Below are 17,771 nucleotides of genomic sequence, written 5' to 3' on the forward strand. Positions count from 1 at the left end.
ACCAGCGTGTAGCACCTACGTTTCAACTGGACGCATTGGAAAATACAGCCGCGTCCGCACCTATGACGCTCATCGAATCAGCAGCCGACCGGCAGAGTACCGCACTTGCACCGGACCTCCGATCCCTCCCGGACCGGGCCGCCCGCGCGTGGACCGAGCGCATGGCTGTCCGACCACGGGCGGGCAGCACGTACGCCGTGACGACGGAGAGCGACAGCACGTACCTCGTCGACATCGCACGTCGGTCCTGCTCCTGCCCCGACAACCGTATCCGCGGCGAGCGCTGCAAACACCTCCGGCGCGTCGCTATCGAAATCACCGCACGACGGGTCGCACCGCCCGGCAAGCAACGGGCGGTCTGTGACGCCTGTGGGACCGTCACGTTCGTCGCCGCGGACGCGGGGCCACCCCACCTCTGTGGCAGCTGTCGGCTAGAAACCGGCGACATCGTGCGGGACCGCGAGACGGGCGACAGGCTCGTCGTTACGGCTGTCACCGACACGGCGGCCGACGACTGGACCATCGAGGCGACCGACGAGACAGTCGCCGACTACGACACCAACAACGGCTACCCGCCCGATGACCTCGTGGTGCTGGCTGCATATCTTTCAGACGCCGTCAGCGCGTCCGAACCGCGAGAATACGCCTTTCCCCTGTCACAGCTCCGCCGCGTCGAGGACGCCGAACTCGTCGGCGGCGGGAGCCAGTAACCGAACGCCTGCGAACCGCTACTCCAGCATTGCCGCGGCGTCCTCCTTGTCGAGGTCGCCGCGCTCGAAGGCCGACAGCACGTCCAGCACGCTCTGGTCGGGGCCGTTGTCGCCCACCTCGTCTAGCGTGACCTTCTCTGAGTTGCCCACGAACTCATCGAAGTCAGTCCCGTCGGAGAGGGCTTTCTCCTTTTTAACGCGGTAGTTGCCGCCGTCGGTCGTGTGGAGGTCTGCCGGGTGAAAGAAGTACCAGTCCTCGCGGTCGAATCGGACGCCGATGCGGGGTTTCGCGCCGAAGTTCCGGGCGAAAAACAGCAGCGCCTCGACCTCCTCACCGGTGAGATAGATGGGGTCGCCGGCGCTGGATTTCGCCTCGATAGCGTAGAACGTCTCGCCGTCGCCCGAGAGCACGTCCGGCAGCTCCCGCTCGGTCGCGCTGCCGCTCGCCGGCGCGCGCATCACCGCAAAGCCCGCCTCGTCGAGTGCGTTGACCAGTTCGCGCTCGCGGCGGTCGCCCTTCGCGTTCGAGTTTGCCATTATCGGGACGTGGAGCGACGGGGGTAAAACCGTTCAGATACGGACAGACCGTTCATTCCGTTCAAAGATGCGTACATGGTTTGACCTATCGCGGGGCATATACGCACCAGTCCCATCCCACGTCATGGAATGAGTACCTACGTAACAGCAGCGATAGAATCGACAGCGACGACAGCGCAGATGGGATGTGGCCGATGAGACGACGACGGTTCATCGCCACGGGCGCGGGCGTCGGGGTCGGTCTCCTCGCCGGCTGTTCCGGGTCGAGCGACTCCGGGGGGTCTGACGGGACCAGCGGTGACGGAACCAGTGCCGGCGGCTCCACCGACGAGGACGCGATGACGGACGACGGCGGAACCGTCGGGACGTTCCGGTTGCTGATCAGCGACCAGCCCGCAGCTATCGGCGATTTCGACTCGCTCGATGTGTCATTCTCCAAGGCTCGCATCTTCCGGGCCAAAGACAGCGAGGAGACGGACGAACGCGCAGACGCGACCAAGACTGAAGCGACGGAAGCGGCGACGGCCGAGGCAACTGAGACGGAGACGGCCGAGTCGACCGAGATGGACACGGCGGACGACGACGCCGAGGACGAGGCCGAAGATGGCGAGGACATGGACGAGGAAGCCGATGAGGACGAGGGTGGCTTCGAGGTTCGCGACCTCGACGGCGCAACTGTTGACCTCACCGAGGTCGTCGGGGACAAGGCCATCGGCGTTCTCGACGGTGAACTCGAAGCGGGCCGCTACAGCAAGATCGAACTGTACGCCGAATCCGTCGACGGGGTCGTCGACGGTGAGTCTGTCGACGTGAAGATCCCGAGCGAGAAGCTCCAGCTCACCAAGCCGTTCGAAGTCGTCGCCGGTGAATCGGTCGAGTTCGTCTTCGACATCAACGTCGTCAAGAAGGGTACCGGCGGCTACAATCTCTTGCCGGTCATCTCGGAAAGCGGAGTCGCTGGCAAGGACGTTGAGATCGAGGAGGTCGATAGCAACAGTGTAGAAGACGCGGCTGACGATGAGAAGGAGAACAGCGACGATACCGCCGATGACGAGGAAACAGAGCGCGACTCGATGACGGACTCGGACCGGGGCGGCAACGAAACGACGACCGCCGAGTAACGCTCACTTACGCTTAGTCTTCGATTCGCGACTCCAGTTCCTGAATGACCTCGTCGGTCGTACCGCCGTCGCCGCGAACCGCCTGCGTGTAGCGCTTGTACTCCTGTGGGGACACCTCAACAGTCTTGGTTTCGCCTTTGTGAGAAATCTCAAGTTTCACCGTACCCTGTGGATTGTTCCGCCGCCGGAAGCTCGCCATCGCGGTGAAGACGAACCAGAACGCCACGCACGCCCCGATGAAATACGCCATGGTCGTTTCGAACGCCAGCGTCTGCTCGCCGACCGTCCAGTTGTACGGGTAAGCCATCTGGAACAGCCCGATGCCGACCAGACAGAGGACCGCGCCGACGGCGACGCCGCTCTGTTCCCGGCGGCTTGAGGGAAGTACGGCAACGACACTCAGGAACATTGCGGGAATACCAAGGCCGCCCAGTGTCCCACCGAGTTTCTCGGCAGCGTGGGGCTCAGTTGCGCCAACAACTGCCGACAGCGGCGTCGTTACCAGCAGTATTGCGACGACCACCGTCAGCGCGCCGACACCCCCCAGGGCCGCACCGGCAACGACACGGCGAGGGTCACGCCCCTCCCAACGCCGGTTGCTGTACGCGTCCCCGAGGTTCTCCATACCGGCCCGTTAGCACCAGACCTACAAAACGGTACGTCAGACGCGCGTGCGACGCTGTACGGTGGCCAGCGCGTCGTCGCCAGCAGTTGTCAACGTCCCGAGATGGTCGCCGTCGACCGATTCAAACGAGGCGTCCGGAAGCCGCTGTGCGAGAGCTTTCCCCGTCGACGGGGCAACGTTGGCGTCGTTTTGCCCCTGGAACACGCTCACCGGGACCGAAATCTCTTCGAGGGCAAACGGCCATGGCTGTGAAAGCAGTCGCTGCTCGCGGATGATTCCGCTCGGACCGCGTGCCATCGACGTGAGCATATCCGCACGGACGATTCGTGCCACCTCGTCGGCTGCCAGGGCGTCCGTCTCCGGTGTCTCCTCGGCAACGAACCCGACAGCGTAGGACGGGCCCCGGCGAAGGGCGAACCATCGCTGCAGCCGGAACAGCCGCCCGAGCGCCCACGGAGCGTGCCGGGACAGTGCCCCGACAAACTGCTGGACGCGCCCTGTTGTGCCGACTGACGGCGGGCCGCTGCTGCCCAGCAGTGCGAGTCGCTCTATCTCGGGTAATCGATGGCAGGCCAGCGCGAACGGGCCGCCGCCGGAGAAGCCGACGGCACCAGCCGCGTCGACATCGAGGTGGGACAGGAGGTGTGCGGCGTCGTCTGGCCAATCTTCGAGCGTGACAGACGCGTCTTCGGAATTCCCGATACCCGGCCGGTCCGGGGCGATGAGGTGGACGCCGCGTTCGCGGGCCGGTGCGGCAAGCAGCCGTGCGGCGACGTGTGACCCGGGGGTACCGTGACAAAAGAGGACCGGATAGCCGTCGGTGTCGCCGTAGGTGGCGTAGGCCAGCCGCCGGCCGTCTGGGAGCGAGAGCGTCTCCGTCTCGGCGTCGTCGGGCAGCCAGTCAGTGGCTGGAATTGGCGGCGTGGACGGCATTTGTCCTTATTCGCTCTGGATGCGCGGCGCGAGCATGTACGTGACCCTGCCCTGCCCCTCGGCGAAGCTGAAGTGCATCTTGACCGGGAACTCCTCGCCGAGTTCCATCTCGACCTCGGCGTCTTTCGGGATGGCCTTGTTCATGTTCTTCAGGTAATCCAGCGAGAACAGCGAGTGGGCGTCACCAGGGGTGAGGTCGATGAGGTCGTCGCGAGTGAGTTCGAGGTGGACATCGTCGGTGTCGCCCTCGGCGTCGACGTAGAACAGTTCCTCGGTCGCGTCGACGCCCAGCGCGATGTGGTCGCTGACCATGTCCGCGGCGGTGACCGACCGGTCGATGTCTTTGCCCTCGATGACGATATTCGCCGAGAGGTCCAGATCCGGGAGGTCGGGCTCCTGCCGGATGGAGTCGGGGTCGATCAGCGCGAGGGTGTATTCGAGACCGTCGATAGAGATGTGGAGTTTCCGCGTCTCCTCGTCCAGATCGAGGTGGACGAGCTGGCCGGCGTCGGCCATGCCAGCGATGTCTTCGAGGCGGGAGAGATTGACGCCGATGAGCCCACCGTCAGTCTCGTAGGACTCGAACGCCGCCGCGTCGAGCCGCAGGTCGACCATTCCAACGTTTGCCGGGTCGACTGCCCGGATTTCCAGCCCGTCTTCTTCGAGGTGGATCTTGCACTCGTCCACCAGCACGCTCACAGAGTCGAGAGTCGCCTGGAGCGTGTCTGCGCTCACGATGGCGTTGAACATCTTGAACCGGACTATGCCCCCATCCATTAAAAAGTCCCTCATTGAAACCGCGTGCGCGCGAGCGACCGCGAGTGGAACGGCGTTCGCGAGCGATACTGTCAGCAAGGTGATTAGAACGCGACGCGGCAGTTCGCAGCGCTACTCCGGCGAAGCGCTCAGGCTTCCGGTTCGAACACGTCAGGGTTTGCCGAACCCTCGCGGTTGATGACGGCCATCATGCCCTTGCGGGCGACCCGGGAGAGCGCGTGGTCGACCAGTTTGATCGGGCCGGGCACCTCGGCGTGGAGCGTCGCGATGGCACAGGACCCGGGCTTGACCGGCGTGGTCTGGACGAACTTGTTCGGCGGCCCGGCGATAGATCCCTGCTGCCAGACCTCGTCCCAGACGGACCCGATGGGGTGGAAACTGGAGTCGAGGTTCGGCCCGCCGGCCACGAAGTGCACGCGAGCGGTGTCGCCGACCGAGATGCTCGGCGCGCCGTACCGGTCCGGCGTGATAGCGTACTTCTCGCCGTTCATCAGGACGTAGGTCGGGTCCTCGGCCGCCATCGCGTCCATGTCGAAGTCGTGGTGGCCCTTCTCGCCGGCCTCGCCGGTGGTGTACAGCTCGTGCTGGCCGAAGTAGAACTCGTGGTCTACTTCGGGGAGCCCGTCTTTCGGCTCGACGAGGATCATCCCGAACATCCCCGAGGAGATGTGCATATCGAGGTTCGGGACCGCACAGTGGTAGATGAACGCGCCGGGGTAGGTCGCCTTGAACCGGAACGTCTCGGTCTGGCCGGGCGTGACCATCGACGCCTCAGCACCGCCCCCGGGGCCGCGGACGGCGTGGAGGTCGATGTTGTGGGGCATCGAGTTGCCCTCCTCGTTCGTGATGGTGAGTTCGACGGTGTCGCCCCGACGGACCCGGACCATCGGGCCGGGAATCTGCCCGTCGAAGGTCATGTACGTGTAGGTGACGCCCGGCTCGATTTCCGCGACCTGCTCTTTGGTGGTCATCTCCACCGACACCGTCTTCGGCTGTGAGCGGTCGATGGGGTCCGGGATGTCGGTCGGGTCCGCGGCAATACGGTCGACGTCGGTCTGCTGTGCGGCGTTCATAGCTGGCTCCTGTGGGGTCGTCTCCGCTTCGGTCGATTGTTCTTTTGCACCCGGTGCGCTGGCACAGCCCGCAAGGGCGGCCGTGCCGACGCCCAGGGCTTCTAACACCCGCCTCCGCGTCGCCGTCGGAATAGTTGACATCGGGGGGTCACTTCCTACAGATGGGACTCGGCGCGTGACCTGTATATATGGGGCCGGCGAATCTCAGCCGTTGAGACGCGTTCTTATGCGGTAAGAACGGCACTGAACGTGTTCGGGTTGGTGGTAATGTAGTCCCGGAAACTGCCGACATCCCGGTCCGCTTCCGAGCAACTGATAGCGGCCGTCGTGCAGTGGTGACCGAAAACTCCGAGTCGGCATCCATTTGAGCGCTGACCGCTTCCGTGGTACTATGACTGCGATTTCGCCATCTTTCGGCGGTCGAGACGCACGCGATGTGTGGTAACCATGTCGGGCAAAGACGACTACTACAACAGAGCGAAGCAGGAGGGGTATCGCGCGCGGTCAGCCTACAAGCTCCAGCAACTGGACGACACGGCCGGCCTGCTCGGCGAGGGACGGACCGTCGTCGACCTCGGGGCCGCCCCGGGCGGCTGGATGCAGGTCGCGGCCGAGCGCATCGGCGAGCGCGGGACGCTGGTCGGTGTCGACCGCCAGACCATCGACGATTTGGAGGACCCCGAACCGACCGTCGAGTACGTCCGCGGCGACATGACTGAGGACAGCACGAAAGACGAAATCCGGGACATAGTCGGCGAGAGCGACGGCGAGGGCGGCCCGGTCGACGTGGTCATCTCCGACATGGCTCCGAACATGACCGGGCAGTACGACCTCGACCACGCCCGGTCGGTCCATCTGGTCCGGCAGGCCTTCGAGGTCGCGACGGACCTGCTCGATGCCGGCGGGGACTTCTGTGCGAAAGTGTTCGACGGGCAGGACCTAGACGACCTCATCGCCGACATCGAACCGGAGTTCGAGTACGTCCGCGAGGTCCGTCCCGACGCCTCGCGGGACTCCTCCTCGGAGCTGTATCTGGTGGCGAAACACCGCCTGACCGGGCCGGTCCGCGAGGGTGATATCATCGACGTCACCATCGACGACATCGGCGAGGAGGGCGACGGTATCGCCAAAGTCGAGAACTTCACCGTCTTCGTCAGCGGTGTCGAAGAGGGCGAAACAGTCGAGGTCCGCATCGACGACGTGAAGCCCCGGTACGCGTTCGCTGAACCGGTCGAATAAGCCGCTTGCAGCTGTTTTCAGTCGGCGCTCGCCGGGGCCGTAACGACGTCGTTTCGGCGGGCGAAGCCGACGACAGCGTAGACGAACGGCGTGTCGACGACAGCGATAGCGAGCTTTAACAGGTACTGGCCGACGATGAGCGCCAGCGCCTCGGCCGGTGGGACGCCCTGAAACAGGACGAAGCCGACGCCGACGAAGATGACCGTATCGATAAGCTGGCTGGAGGCCGTCGAACCGATGTTGCGGAGCCAGAGCTTCTCGCCGTCGGTTCGGTCCCGAAGCCAGTGGAAGACGAACACGTCCCAGTTCTGGCTCACGACGTAGGCCGACAGGCTGGCAACGACGATGGCTGTGCTGGCCCCGAGGACGTTCCGGAAGGCCGCGAGGTCGACTGGCTGTGCCGACTGCGGGAGGCCGGGCGCGAAGATGGTGCTCCAGACCAGCGCCAGCAGGACGAAGTTCATCGCGAACCCGACGTTGACGACGACCGTCGCGGCCCGCCGGCCGTACAGTTCGGCGTAGCAGTCAGAAGCGAAGAACGTCAGCGCGTACGCCAGCGCGGCCCCCGGCAGGACGAGCGTCGACCCCGCAAGCGGGAGCGAAAACGGCAGCGAGAACGCCAGAAGCTTCGAGGCGGTCACCTGCGAGGTGACCAGCGCCGTCACGAACAGCGCGACGAGACCGACGCGCACCGCCTCCGACCGCTCACTGGTCATCGTCGAGTCGTCCCTGCCGTTCATCGATGTCGTCGAGCATGTCAAGCGTCTTTCGCACCGAAGCGCGGATAGCCTCGCTCCGGTTGACGAACTTCCCGTCTTCGCCGACGTGCTTGTCGATGTCGTTCAGCAGCTCGGCCGGGACTTCGACGCTTATCTTGGGCATATCTGGAGAATATATCGAGCATATGCTTAGCCACTGTGGTTTGCCGACCGGGCGTATCGCCCTCCGTAGATAATATATACCGAGACAACTACCTGATATATTTTCATTTTCCCATTTAATATCTGAAATATGAATACATTGAAACGACGTACCGTACTTGGAGTGTTCCGCTGGCACTCGGGATGCGGGCTGTAGCAGTGAGAACGGTGCTGAACAAGACGATACCGCCGACCGAGCGTCGCAGTGCGACAGACGCGCAGTTGACGACCGCGACGGTGGCACAAATATCGTCGAATAACGTCCCGTGACCTGTCGCTGAGTACAACTCTCAGTCGGCGGGTTCGCTGCGGCGGTTCGACGTCCGCCGGCCGCCGAGCGTGTACACCCAGAGGACGCCGAGTCCGAGCAGGTACGCAAGCGCGGTTGGAATACCGACGATGAACATCGTGAAGATGCCGCTGGGCGAGAGGATCGCCGAGAGGGCGACGATGGCGATGACGACCTCTCGCCAGCGCTCGTACATCAGCCGGAACGGAATGATACCGCCCTTGTGGAAGAGGAACATCGTCACTGGAATCTCGGCCAGCAGGCCGATGCCGATGGTGAGGAAGAACACGAGCCAGCCGAAGTTGCTCACCCGATAGGCGATGACCATGTTCGAGTTCAATTGGTCGTAGGCGATCCAGGAGATGGTCATCGGGGCCACGTAGAGGAACCCGAGCAGGCTTCCGCCGATGAGTGCGGCAAACAGCGTCCCGCCCCAGATACCCAGGATGTTGCGGTTCCCGATGACCAGGCCGCGCTCGCGCATCGCCGGCCACGCGAAGTACAGCACCACGGGAATGACTGCAACGGCCCCGAGTATCGTCGAGAACTTGACGATGAACACGAGGTGCTCCACGGGGTGGAGCGTGACGATGCTCACGTCGGCGGCCATCTCCGGCGGGAGCCGGCTAACGAACGTCCGCTGAATCGTCCCGATGCCACCCTGATAGAGGAACAGGAACGCGGCGGCAAGCACCGCCCCGAAGATGCCCAGAATCACGAACGCCCGGGAGGCTAAGGCGCTGAGGATGAACTGGATGTCGTAGTAGTAGCCGCCGATCTCGTCTTCGGTTGTTTCGTCCTCGGTGAACGCGTCGACCATGCCAGCGGTCGTCGAGGTGAACACGCCCGCTTCTTCCTCCGATTCAGCGGCCCCGTCCGCGGTATCGCCGGTCTCGCTTCCCGGGTCGTCTTCGTGGGCCATGTCCCAGCGGTCGAGGACGGCCTGCGCTTTCTCCTTGTTGTCGTCCGCAAGCGCGCGGTCGGCGTGGGCAAGCGCCTCGTCCTCGCTCATCTCCTCAAACACTTCGGGCGGTGCGACCTCGACGGCCGAGGCGTTGAGTTCGCTGATGTCGATGGCCGTCGGGTCGCCGACCTGACCGGGACCGGCCTTCTCCGAGAGCGCGGTCAGGACGTGGTAGTACAGGACGACGACAGCACCGATGACACCGAACCCGACGGCGAGAAGTACTGCTGTACTCTCGACCGGGAGGCCGAATAGTGCCGGCGGCTGGATGTCACCGGTGAGCCGGTCGGACGGGAACACTTCAGCGAACTGCTGGATGTACTGGAACGCCGGCGTCGCTAGGACGTAGTACACCACACCGCCGCCAAGCACTGCACCGCCGAGAATCGTGTTCCAGTGCTCTCGGGCGACGGCACTGGTACTGACGAGGTCACCGGAGCGTCTGACCAACATTGCAAGCTTCGCCAGCGCGAGGCTGATACCGTAGAGGCCACACAGCGGCGCGGCCCACATAATCTGGGTGAAGGGGTCCGGCGGCGAGAACAGCGCCCCGAAGGCGAAAATCCCCATCACCGCGTAGCGCCACTTGTCCCGGAACGTCTCGTAGGGGACGATTTCGGTGTAGGAAAGCACCGTCATCACGAGCGGCAACTGAGCGGCGAGCCCGAAGGAGACGGCCAGCAGGAAGACGAACTGGAACCACTTGACGATGGAGTACTGTGGCGTGAAGCCGGCCTTGAACGCGTCCCCGGCGAGGAAGTTGAACATCAGCGGGAAGAACAGCTCGTAGGCGTAGGCGACACCGCCGAAAAACAGCCCTAAGCTGATCGTGACGAACAGCGCGCCCTTCCAGGTCGGGATGTGCTCGGCCGGCCACCAGCCCCGCTGGCGGAGTCCGTCGCGGCCGAAGTATATCAACAGCGGCAACGACATGAGAATCCCGATGACGGCTCCGATTTTCACCTGCAGGAGGATGACGTCGAACGGCGTGACCGCGACGATGCTCGTGGCTTCCTGCGTGGTGAGGTCCATCTGCGAGTACAGGAGATCGGCGCGCAGCGTGTCCCAGACGCCGTACTGCAGTCCCATGATCGTGCCGATCATCCCGATGACGAAGACGACGAACACCTTCTGGAGGTGCACCTGCGCCGAGCGAAGCATCGCGCCGAGCGTGGCGCGCCCGCTCTGAACCGTCTGGACGGTGTCCTCGTCGATAGCACTCGCCATCTTCTCTATGCCTAGCCCAGTGGGCGTTATCAATTTATTCATCCCGGTGACAGCCGCTGCTCGAAAAGAAAGTTTACAACACCCACCGTCTAAGCCCGGGACAGATGGAGGACGGTGACGCAGACGACGAGCGGCGCGGGTCCGAAGAGCCGCCACTACCGTCCGACGACGAATCCGACGAGTCGCCGATCCCCACCGACCCCGTGGCCGAGGCCGATGCCGATCGGGAGACGGCCGAGGTGACAGGCCCGGGTCCCGCGCCGGCCGGCGGTGACGAGGACACTGTTGGCTCGCACGCCGCGCCGACCGAAGCCGAATCCAGCGATGGGCTGTTCGACCGGGATGCGTCGGATATCGCCGCCGCCGTCCCGGCGGACGTTCCGACCGACTGGGGCAAGTCGACGCCCTCGCCGGCTGGTGCCGGTGGTGCTGCGCCGACGACCGGTGGCGGGACCGCACCGAGCTACGACCCCGACGACGATATCGTCGACGAGGGCGCACCCGACGACGAGGAGATGCCGCTGGCCGACCACGTCGAGGAGATGGCGATGCGGCTGTTCGTCGTCGTCGGCGTGATGGCCGTCGTCGCCGTCATCGCCCTGCCGTACTCCGACGAACTCATCAATTTCCTGTGGTACTCCTTCCTCGATGGCCCGGCAAGCCAATGCGGTCAGGTCGCGACGAATGCCGATGGCAGTGTCGTCGAAGGGGCGGACTGTCCGAACGTGTACAACCCGCTTGCGCTGATTCTGGCGCGGCTGAAAGTGTCGTCACTGGTCGGCTTTATCGTCGCGCTCCCGGTGTTCGTCTACCAGACGTACCTGTTCATGCGACCGGGGCTGTACCCCCGCGAGCGGCGCTACTACCTCGCGGCGGTCCCGACGAGTCTCGTGCTCGCGGCCGTCGGCGTCGGCTTCGCGTACTTCGCGGTCCTGCGGGCGATGTTCGATTACTTCATCACCTACTCCGACCGCGCGGCCGACCTCGCCTTTGGCCTCAGCGAGACGTTCAACCTCATCATCCTGATGCTCGGGCTGTTCGCGCTCATCTTCCAGATTCCGCTGTTCGTGATGCTCGCGGTGATGATGGGCGTGACGACGCGCCAGTGGCTTCAGGACCGGCGGCTGTACTTCTGGGGTGGCTTCGCCGCCGTGGCGTTCCTGTTCAGTCCCGACCCGACCGGGATGGCCCCGCTGATGGTCGCGGTGACGATGATCGGCCTGTTCGAGGGGACCCTGTTGCTCCTGCGGTGGACCGGCAGCACGTCGCCGATCCCGACCGCCGACGACCTCGCCGCTCGTCGCCCGGTCGCGTGGCTGACCGCCGGTATCGCCGGCTACGTCCTCAGCCCCGCGCCGGTCCCGACAGGCTACTACGAGCAACTGCCAGCCACAGTGACTGAGACGCTCGCAGCCGTCGGCCTCGGGAACGCCACGCCGATGCTCGTCGGCGGTGGGATGATCGTCCTGTTCGAGGCGCTAGCCTACGTGAACAAGAACTACTACGGCTCGGTCAAGCTCTGGCGCGGGTTCCGGGCCGCCCGCCTGCCGGTGTGGGCTGTCGCCATCGTCGTCGGCTACCTCGGCAGCCCTGACCCGACGCTGTTCCGGCTCGTGAACCAGTTCAGCCTCCCGCGAAACGCCGCCATCGCCGCCGCCGCCGGCCTTGTCCTCCTCTACGAGGGGACCATCGCCGTCGCGCGCTGGCGAAACCGGGGTGAATAAGATGAGGACCCTACTTGTCGCCCGGCACGGGGAGACCACCTGGAACCGCGACGGTCGCATCCAGGGGTGGGCCCCGAGCCGACTCACAGACCGTGGCCAGCAACAGGCCACGGCGCTCGGGGCGTGGCTCGATGAGCGATACAGTGTTGACCGCGTCTTCGCCTCGGACCTCCGGCGCACCCGCGAGACGGCCGCTGCGGTCGGTGACGGCTACGGCGGCCTGCCCGACTGCGCGTTCGACACCGACTGGCGCGAGCGCGGCTTCGGAATCATGCAGGGCCTGTACGCCGACGAACTGCTCGATGAGTTCCCCGACCACGACCGGGACGCGAGCGTCATCTCACTCGATGCGGCCCCGGAAGGCGGCGAGGGCATCCCGACCTTCCGCGGACGGGTCGAGTCGGCCTGGGACCGGGCAATCGCGACGACCGATGCTGGCGAGACGACGCTGGTGGTTACCCACGGCGGCGTCATCAAGGTCTTGCTGGCGAAGCTCACGGACAGAGACCCCGACGCGGCGCTGGCCGAGGACTCACAGCTGAACTGCGCCGTCAACGAGATTCGGCTCGACGGTGACGAGCCGGAACTGGTCGGCGAGGAACTGACCGGCTGGCAGGCGCTGCTTGACTGACTGCGTGGTGTCGCCGTTTCTCGATGCTATCCCGACCAGAAGTATCATTCTGTGCTCCCACCGGTGACCACTGCAAGTACCAGCGACTGCGGATGGTCGACGCGCCGTGGCTCTGATTATCTTATTAACAGAAGATAGAGGGCAACGAGTGTCAGTACTACTGCCCCGATAGCACTGTCAACGGCCGGTGTCACCGTAACGAACCGTCCCGGAACGAGTTTCGAGAGCACGTACGCAATAACAATCAATAGTGGTACAATACGCTCCAACTTGTACTCGGATTCCGCGTCTTCGGTCGATTGTGCGAGAACCCACGGGATAGCGAGCAACGAGCCGACACCGAGTACGAGAAGCGCCGAATCAATGAGGAGGGCGAGTTCCATGTGGTAGCGTGGTATACCTGCGGTGTTTGGGTAGCTGGCCGCACGGATGGCCGAAACTGGTTCCGAATCGATTCCAGACCTGCCGCGGTCTGCTGCCGTCTGAGACACTCACCTCGACGGCATCCCAGTACTTGTGTGTTATCGTACACTCCCAATCACAATGAAAGTGCCACTCTACGTGCCTGATCGTCTCGCGGAGCAACGATGGCTGACTGACGTACTCGTCAGAGAAGATAGCGTCGTCAGTCGACGGACGGGTAGTCGGCGTCGAAGACGTTGCTGACCACGTCCTCCGTCTCTTCTTCCGCTGGCTCCTCCGTTTCTGGGCTCACACTGCCGGTTTCGTACCCGTGGAGGTCGAGCGTCACGTGGTCGAAGCCACAGTCCTCGATGTGGTCGCGGGCGGTGCGGACGAAGTCGGGGTCGAGCGCGGTTTCGAGTTCTTCTTCGCCGACCTCGATGCGGGCGAGGCCGTCGTGGTCGCGCACACGGAACTGCTCGAAGCCCCACGTTCGCAGGAGACGCTCAGCCTTCTCGACGCGGGAGAGGCGTTCCTCCGTCACTTCGAGGCCAGTCGGAATCCGCGAGGAGAGACACGCCATCGAGGGCTTGTCGGCCACGGAGAGGTCATACTCGCGGGCGATCTCTCGGACCTCCTCTTTCTCGATGTCGTGTTCCAGCAGCGGGGAGTAGGCGTCAAGTTCCTCGACGGCACGGAGGCCGGGCCGGTGGCCCTCGCCCACGTCTGAGGCGTTCGTCCCATCACACACCACGTCAATACCGAGTTCGCGGGCGCGGTCGTACATCGCGCCCAGGCGCATCGACCGGCAGTGGTAACACCGCATGTCGTCGTTCTGTATGAACTCCTCGCTGTCGAGCTCGGAGAACTCCACGATCTCGTGTCGGATGCCGATCTCCTCGGCGACGCGGGTGGCGTCGGTAAGCTCGGCGGCGGGGAGCGTCTCAGACTTGGCGGTACAGGCGATGGCGTCGTCGCCGAGGGCGTCGTGCGCCAGCGCGGCGACGACACTCGAATCGACACCACCGGAGAAGGCGATCAGCACGCCGTCTCGCGACTTGAGGTCTTCGCGGGCGGCCGCTAGCTTCTCCGAAACAGCAGACATGGAACGTCTTTCTCGGTGGAGCACAAAAACGCCTTCGCGTTCGGTGTTCGACTGACTGAGCCGGGGCGGTTGACCGCTCCGCTGCCGCCGGAGCCGCTGGCAACGGGTTTTTTCTCGCTGGCGTCGAATGGGCGGGCAGATGGAGCTCGAATCGGTTCCGGGCGTCGGGGCGAAAACAGCCGCGGCGCTCCGGGAATTAGACGATCCGGAGGCGGCGCTCCGGGACGGCGACGTGGCGTCGCTCGCACGCGCACCGGGTATCAGCGAGGGCCGGGCCGCCCGCATCGCTCGCGGTGCGATCCGGGCTGAACACGACGACCCCGGTGGGTTCACCGCGACGAAACGCGCCCGCGAGATCTACGCGGATGCGCTGGCGCTGCTGACTGACCGGACAGTGACTGACTACGCCGCGAAGCGCCTGGAAACGATTTACCCCAGTGGCGTCCGCAGCCGTATCGAGGAAGTCCGCTCGTTCGCCGAGTCGGCGATGACCCGCGACCCAGACCCGGCGGTTCTCGACGCTCTCTCTGCCGTCGAACCGCTTGCCGAACCCGGAGATGTGCGGGTGCGGGACCGGTGTCTGGCGACCCGCGACGCCGAGCGCTACGCCGACGCGCAGGCCGCGATTCCGGAGGTCAGCGTCGAGGTCGTCGACGACGCCCGTCAGCTGGCCGAACTCGCCCGTTCGTACTCGACGGTCATCGCGCTGGATGAAGCATTCGCCGGCGTCGACATCGAGGGCGACGTGCGCGTGGAGCCGACCGCACTGGAGGAGCCCGAATCCGTTGTGCCCGAGCGAGTCCTCACCTTCTTTGCCCGCAACTGCGACCGGATACGGGCCGCCGCCGAGGTCCACCGCGTCGCCGACCTCGACGCGCCGTGTGACCTGGAGACGCTCCTGTCGGCGCTGGAGCAGCTCGACGAGGACGGGGGCGTCAGCGGTGACGAGGAACTCGACCGCCTGACCACTGCGGTCGACGACCTCGATGCCGCGGTCTCAACCGCCGAGAGCGTCGCCAACGACCACCTCCGAGAGGCCATTGAGGAGCAGGATGTGACCATCGAGGGGACGGACCTGCTGTCGCTGGTTGAGCGCGGCGCGGGCGTCGACTCGCTCCTCCAGCGTGAACTCGCCAACGAGTATGCCGCGGCTGTCGAGAAGGCCCGCGACCACCTCGTCGATGCCCTGGCGCTCCGGGACATGGAGGCGACGGCGCGCCGGGCCTTCCCCGACGAGCCCGCCTATCCCGTCGAACACAGCGAAGACGTCGTCGCCCGTCTCCGCGAGGAACTGACCGCCGCGCGCGACCAGCGCGCGACCCGCCGGAAGCGGGAACTGGCCGACGACCTCGCCGAGATGCGCGAGGACGCCGCGGCGCTGGTCGACGCCGCGCTGGAACTCGACGTAGAGCTTGCCATCGCGCGCTTTGCCGACGATTTCGATTGCACGATGCCAGACGTTACCGAGTCCGAGGGGGTCGCAATCGAGGGCGGACGCTCGCCACTGCTCGACGTGTCCTTTGAGGCCGTCGAGCCAGTCGACTACGCTGTCGACGGTGTGACCGTCCTTTCAGGCGTCAACAGCGGCGGGAAGACCTCGACGCTGGACCTCGTCGCACTCGTGACGACGCTGTCCCACATGGGCCTGCCCGTCCCGGCAGAGTCAGCCCGTGTCGGGCGGATTTCTGAACTCCACTACCACGCCAAGACGCAGGGGACGCTCGACGCCGGCGCGTTCGAAGCGACGCTTCGGGAGTTTGGCGACCTCGTCGCGGACGTGGACCACCGCAACTCAGAACCAGACGCCGGTGGCGATACTGATGGACCAGTAGCCGGGACCGACAACCGCCCGGTGATGGTGTTGGTCGACGAACTTGAATCGATAACTGAGCCGGGGGCCAGCGCGAAGATTATGGCCGGTATCCTCGAAGCGCTGGGCGAACGGCAGGCGACGGCCATCTTCGTCTCGCATCTCGCCCGCGACATCCGCGAGGCCGCCGACACCGACATCAGCATCGACGGTATCGAGGCAAAGGGGCTGGAGGACGGCGAACTGCGCGTCGAGCGCTCGCCGGTCAAGGGCAAGCTCGCCCGCTCGACGCCGGAGCTCATCGTTGAGAAGCTCGCCGACGACGGAACCAAGGATGGCTTCTACGGCGACCTGCTCGAAAAGTTCGAGTAGCGACGGCCGGCGAAACCGCGCCCCTCGCGCACCTGTCACTGCTCGTGAAGCTGTGGCAAATGGTTAAGTGCGCCGCGAAGCTCGGTGAAAGTGATGAGCGACGACCCCGAGGACCGGATGCTCGGCTGGGACGAGTCCGTCTTTCGGGACGAACACGTCTTCGAAATCGACTGGCTCCCGGAGACGTTCAAACACCGGGACACACAGATGGAGACGCTGAAGTACGCGCTCCGGCCGGCCGTCCGGGGGTCGCGCCCGCTCAACGTCATCGCCCGCGGGCCGCCGGGGACGGGGAAGACGACGGCCGTCCAGATTCTGTTCGACGAACTCACCGCACAGACGGACGTGAAAACCGTCCGGGTGAACTGCCAGATGGACTCGACGCGCTACGCCGTCTTCTCGCGGCTGTTCGCCGAGATATTCGACTACGAGCCGCCGTCCTCTGGAATATCGTTCAAGAAATTGTTCTCACAGATCACCAACAAACTGGTCGAGGAAGACGAGGTGCTCGTCGTCGCCCTTGACGACGTGAACTACCTATTCTACGAGAGCGAGGCCAGCGACACGCTGTACTCGCTGTTGCGCGCCCACGAAGCCCACTCGGGCGCGAAAATCGGCGTCATCTGCGTCTCCTCTGATCTCGAGCTCGACGTCATCGACGCGCTCGATACCCGCGTCCAGTCCGTGTTCCGGCCCGAGGAGGTGTATTTCAACCCTTACGGACAGGCCGAAATCGCAGATATCCTGGGCGAGCGCGCCGACCGGGGGTTCAACGAAGGCGTCGTCGGTCCCACGGTGCTCGACCGCGTCGCCGAACTGACCGAGGAACAGGGCGGCGACCTCCGGGTCGGTATCGACCTCCTGCGCCGGGCCGGAATGAACGCCGAACGGCGCGCCTCCCGCTCCGTCGAGACCGAGGACGTCGAGGCGGCGTACGACAAGTCTAAATACGTTCACCTGTCCCGCCGGCTGCGGGAACTGTCCGACTCCGAGACTGCGCTCGTGGAGGTCATCGCCGCCCACGACGGCCAGCAGGCCGGCGACATCTACGACGCCTTCTCCGAGCAGACGGACCTGGGGTACACCCGCTACTCTGAGATAATCAACAAGCTCGACCAGCTTGACATCATCGATGCCGAGTACACCGATGTCGAGGGCCGGGGCCGCTCGCGGGAGCTGACGCTCAACTACGACGCCGACGCGGTGCTAGAGCGGCTGTAAGACACTGTATTGGTTTGTTTACGTCGGTGGAAAATCCGCCCCCTGTCTGGAGACAACAGATAGCTTTCCGGACTCTGTCTGGGGTTATGAC

General features: G+C 64.7%; 17 protein-coding genes. 7 read left to right on the forward strand and 10 right to left on the reverse strand.

All coding sequences use genetic code 11. The annotated features are described in order from the left end of the window. Window positions 1-62 precede the first annotated feature (62 nt). Window positions 63-710, forward strand: coding sequence for a hypothetical protein (locus tag BVU17_00575; protein AUG46092.1), 648 nt, complete (start codon window positions 63-65; stop codon window positions 708-710). A gap of 18 nt (window positions 711-728) precedes the next feature. Here BVU17_00575 and BVU17_00580 read toward each other — a convergent pair whose 3' ends face one another. Then, entirely contained in the window at window positions 729-1,247 is a 519-nt protein-coding gene (locus BVU17_00580; protein AUG46093.1) for a nucleoid-structuring protein H-NS, read from the reverse strand. A 212-nt stretch (window positions 1,248-1,459) separates the two neighbouring features. Here BVU17_00580 and BVU17_00585 point away from each other — a divergent pair, with 212 nt between their 5' ends. Beyond that, entirely contained in the window at window positions 1,460-2,368 is a 909-nt protein-coding gene (locus BVU17_00585; protein AUG48795.1) for a hypothetical protein, read from the forward strand. Window positions 2,369-2,381: 13 nt separating this feature from the next. Here BVU17_00585 and BVU17_00590 read toward each other — a convergent pair whose 3' ends face one another. The 4 genes from BVU17_00590 to BVU17_00605 all read right to left on the reverse strand — a co-directional run bounded on the left by BVU17_00590 (window position 2,382) and on the right by BVU17_00605 (window position 5,917). Continuing rightward, window positions 2,382-2,993, reverse strand: coding sequence for a hypothetical protein (locus BVU17_00590; protein ID AUG46094.1), 612 nt, complete (start codon window positions 2,991-2,993; stop codon window positions 2,382-2,384). Window positions 2,994-3,029: 36 nt separating this feature from the next. After that, window positions 3,030-3,926, reverse strand: coding sequence for an alpha/beta hydrolase (locus tag BVU17_00595; protein AUG46095.1), 897 nt, complete (start codon window positions 3,924-3,926; stop codon window positions 3,030-3,032). 6 nt (window positions 3,927-3,932) lie between these two features. Continuing rightward, window positions 3,933-4,676: a DNA polymerase III sliding clamp gene (locus BVU17_00600; GenBank protein AUG48796.1), complete on the reverse strand. Its 744-nt coding sequence runs from the start codon at window positions 4,674-4,676 to the stop codon at window positions 3,933-3,935. 155 nt (window positions 4,677-4,831) lie between these two features. Next, the gene (locus tag BVU17_00605) at window positions 4,832-5,917 is read right to left on the reverse strand and encodes a nitrite reductase, copper-containing (GenBank protein ID AUG46096.1); all 1,086 of its coding nucleotides are present in this window, start codon (window positions 5,915-5,917) and stop codon (window positions 4,832-4,834) included. 306 nt (window positions 5,918-6,223) lie between these two features. Here BVU17_00605 and BVU17_00610 point away from each other — a divergent pair, with 306 nt between their 5' ends. Beyond that, window positions 6,224-7,015 (forward strand): 23S rRNA (uridine(2552)-2'-O)-methyltransferase, encoded by a 792-nt coding sequence (locus BVU17_00610; GenBank protein ID AUG46097.1) that lies wholly within the window; start codon window positions 6,224-6,226, stop codon window positions 7,013-7,015. Between the two features lie 17 nt (window positions 7,016-7,032). Here the strand turns inward: BVU17_00610 and BVU17_00615 are convergent, their stop codons facing one another. From BVU17_00615 to BVU17_00625, 3 genes are all read right to left on the reverse strand, one after another. Then, window positions 7,033-7,731 carry an integral membrane-like protein gene (locus BVU17_00615; protein ID AUG46098.1) on the reverse strand — a complete coding sequence of 233 codons (699 nt, stop codon included), beginning with the start codon at window positions 7,729-7,731 and terminating at the stop codon, window positions 7,033-7,035. Further along, window positions 7,721-7,897, reverse strand: coding sequence for a CopG family transcriptional regulator (locus BVU17_00620; protein ID AUG46099.1), 177 nt, complete (start codon window positions 7,895-7,897; stop codon window positions 7,721-7,723). Before BVU17_00620 ends, BVU17_00615 begins: the two co-directional genes overlap by 11 nt. Window positions 7,898-8,225: 328 nt before the next feature. Then, window positions 8,226-10,415 (reverse strand): preprotein translocase subunit TatC, encoded by a 2,190-nt coding sequence (locus BVU17_00625; GenBank protein AUG46100.1) that lies wholly within the window; start codon window positions 10,413-10,415, stop codon window positions 8,226-8,228. 104 nt (window positions 10,416-10,519) lie between these two features. Here BVU17_00625 and BVU17_00630 point away from each other — a divergent pair, with 104 nt between their 5' ends. Next, the gene (locus BVU17_00630) at window positions 10,520-12,139 is read left to right on the forward strand and encodes a preprotein translocase subunit TatC (protein AUG46101.1); all 1,620 of its coding nucleotides are present in this window, start codon (window positions 10,520-10,522) and stop codon (window positions 12,137-12,139) included. Between the two features lies 1 nt (window position 12,140). Next, window positions 12,141-12,770 carry a phosphoglycerate mutase gene (locus BVU17_00635; protein ID AUG46102.1) on the forward strand — a complete coding sequence of 210 codons (630 nt, stop codon included), beginning with the start codon at window positions 12,141-12,143 and terminating at the stop codon, window positions 12,768-12,770. 116 nt (window positions 12,771-12,886) lie between these two features. Here the strand turns inward: BVU17_00635 and BVU17_00640 are convergent, their stop codons facing one another. Further along, window positions 12,887-13,153 carry a hypothetical protein gene (locus BVU17_00640; protein AUG46103.1) on the reverse strand — a complete coding sequence of 89 codons (267 nt, stop codon included), beginning with the start codon at window positions 13,151-13,153 and terminating at the stop codon, window positions 12,887-12,889. A gap of 242 nt (window positions 13,154-13,395) precedes the next feature. Continuing rightward, window positions 13,396-14,277, reverse strand: coding sequence for a TIGR00268 family protein (locus tag BVU17_00645; protein ID AUG46104.1), 882 nt, complete (start codon window positions 14,275-14,277; stop codon window positions 13,396-13,398). A 139-nt stretch (window positions 14,278-14,416) separates the two neighbouring features. On the opposite strand from BVU17_00645, the gene BVU17_00650 reads away from it, so the two are divergent. Together BVU17_00650 and cdc6 are read left to right on the forward strand one after the other, a co-directional pair. Next, a complete protein-coding gene (locus tag BVU17_00650) occupies window positions 14,417-16,459 on the forward strand; it encodes a DNA mismatch repair protein MutS (protein AUG46105.1) in 2,043 nt (680 codons plus the stop codon). A gap of 93 nt (window positions 16,460-16,552) precedes the next feature. Continuing rightward, window positions 16,553-17,680 (forward strand): cell division control protein 6, encoded by a 1,128-nt coding sequence (gene cdc6 / locus BVU17_00655; GenBank protein ID AUG46106.1) that lies wholly within the window; start codon window positions 16,553-16,555, stop codon window positions 17,678-17,680. Window positions 17,681-17,771: the final 91 nt, after the last annotated feature.

Source organism: Haloarcula taiwanensis, assembly GCA_002844335.1.
Taxonomy (GTDB): domain Archaea; phylum Halobacteriota; class Halobacteria; order Halobacteriales; family Haloarculaceae; genus Haloarcula; species Haloarcula taiwanensis.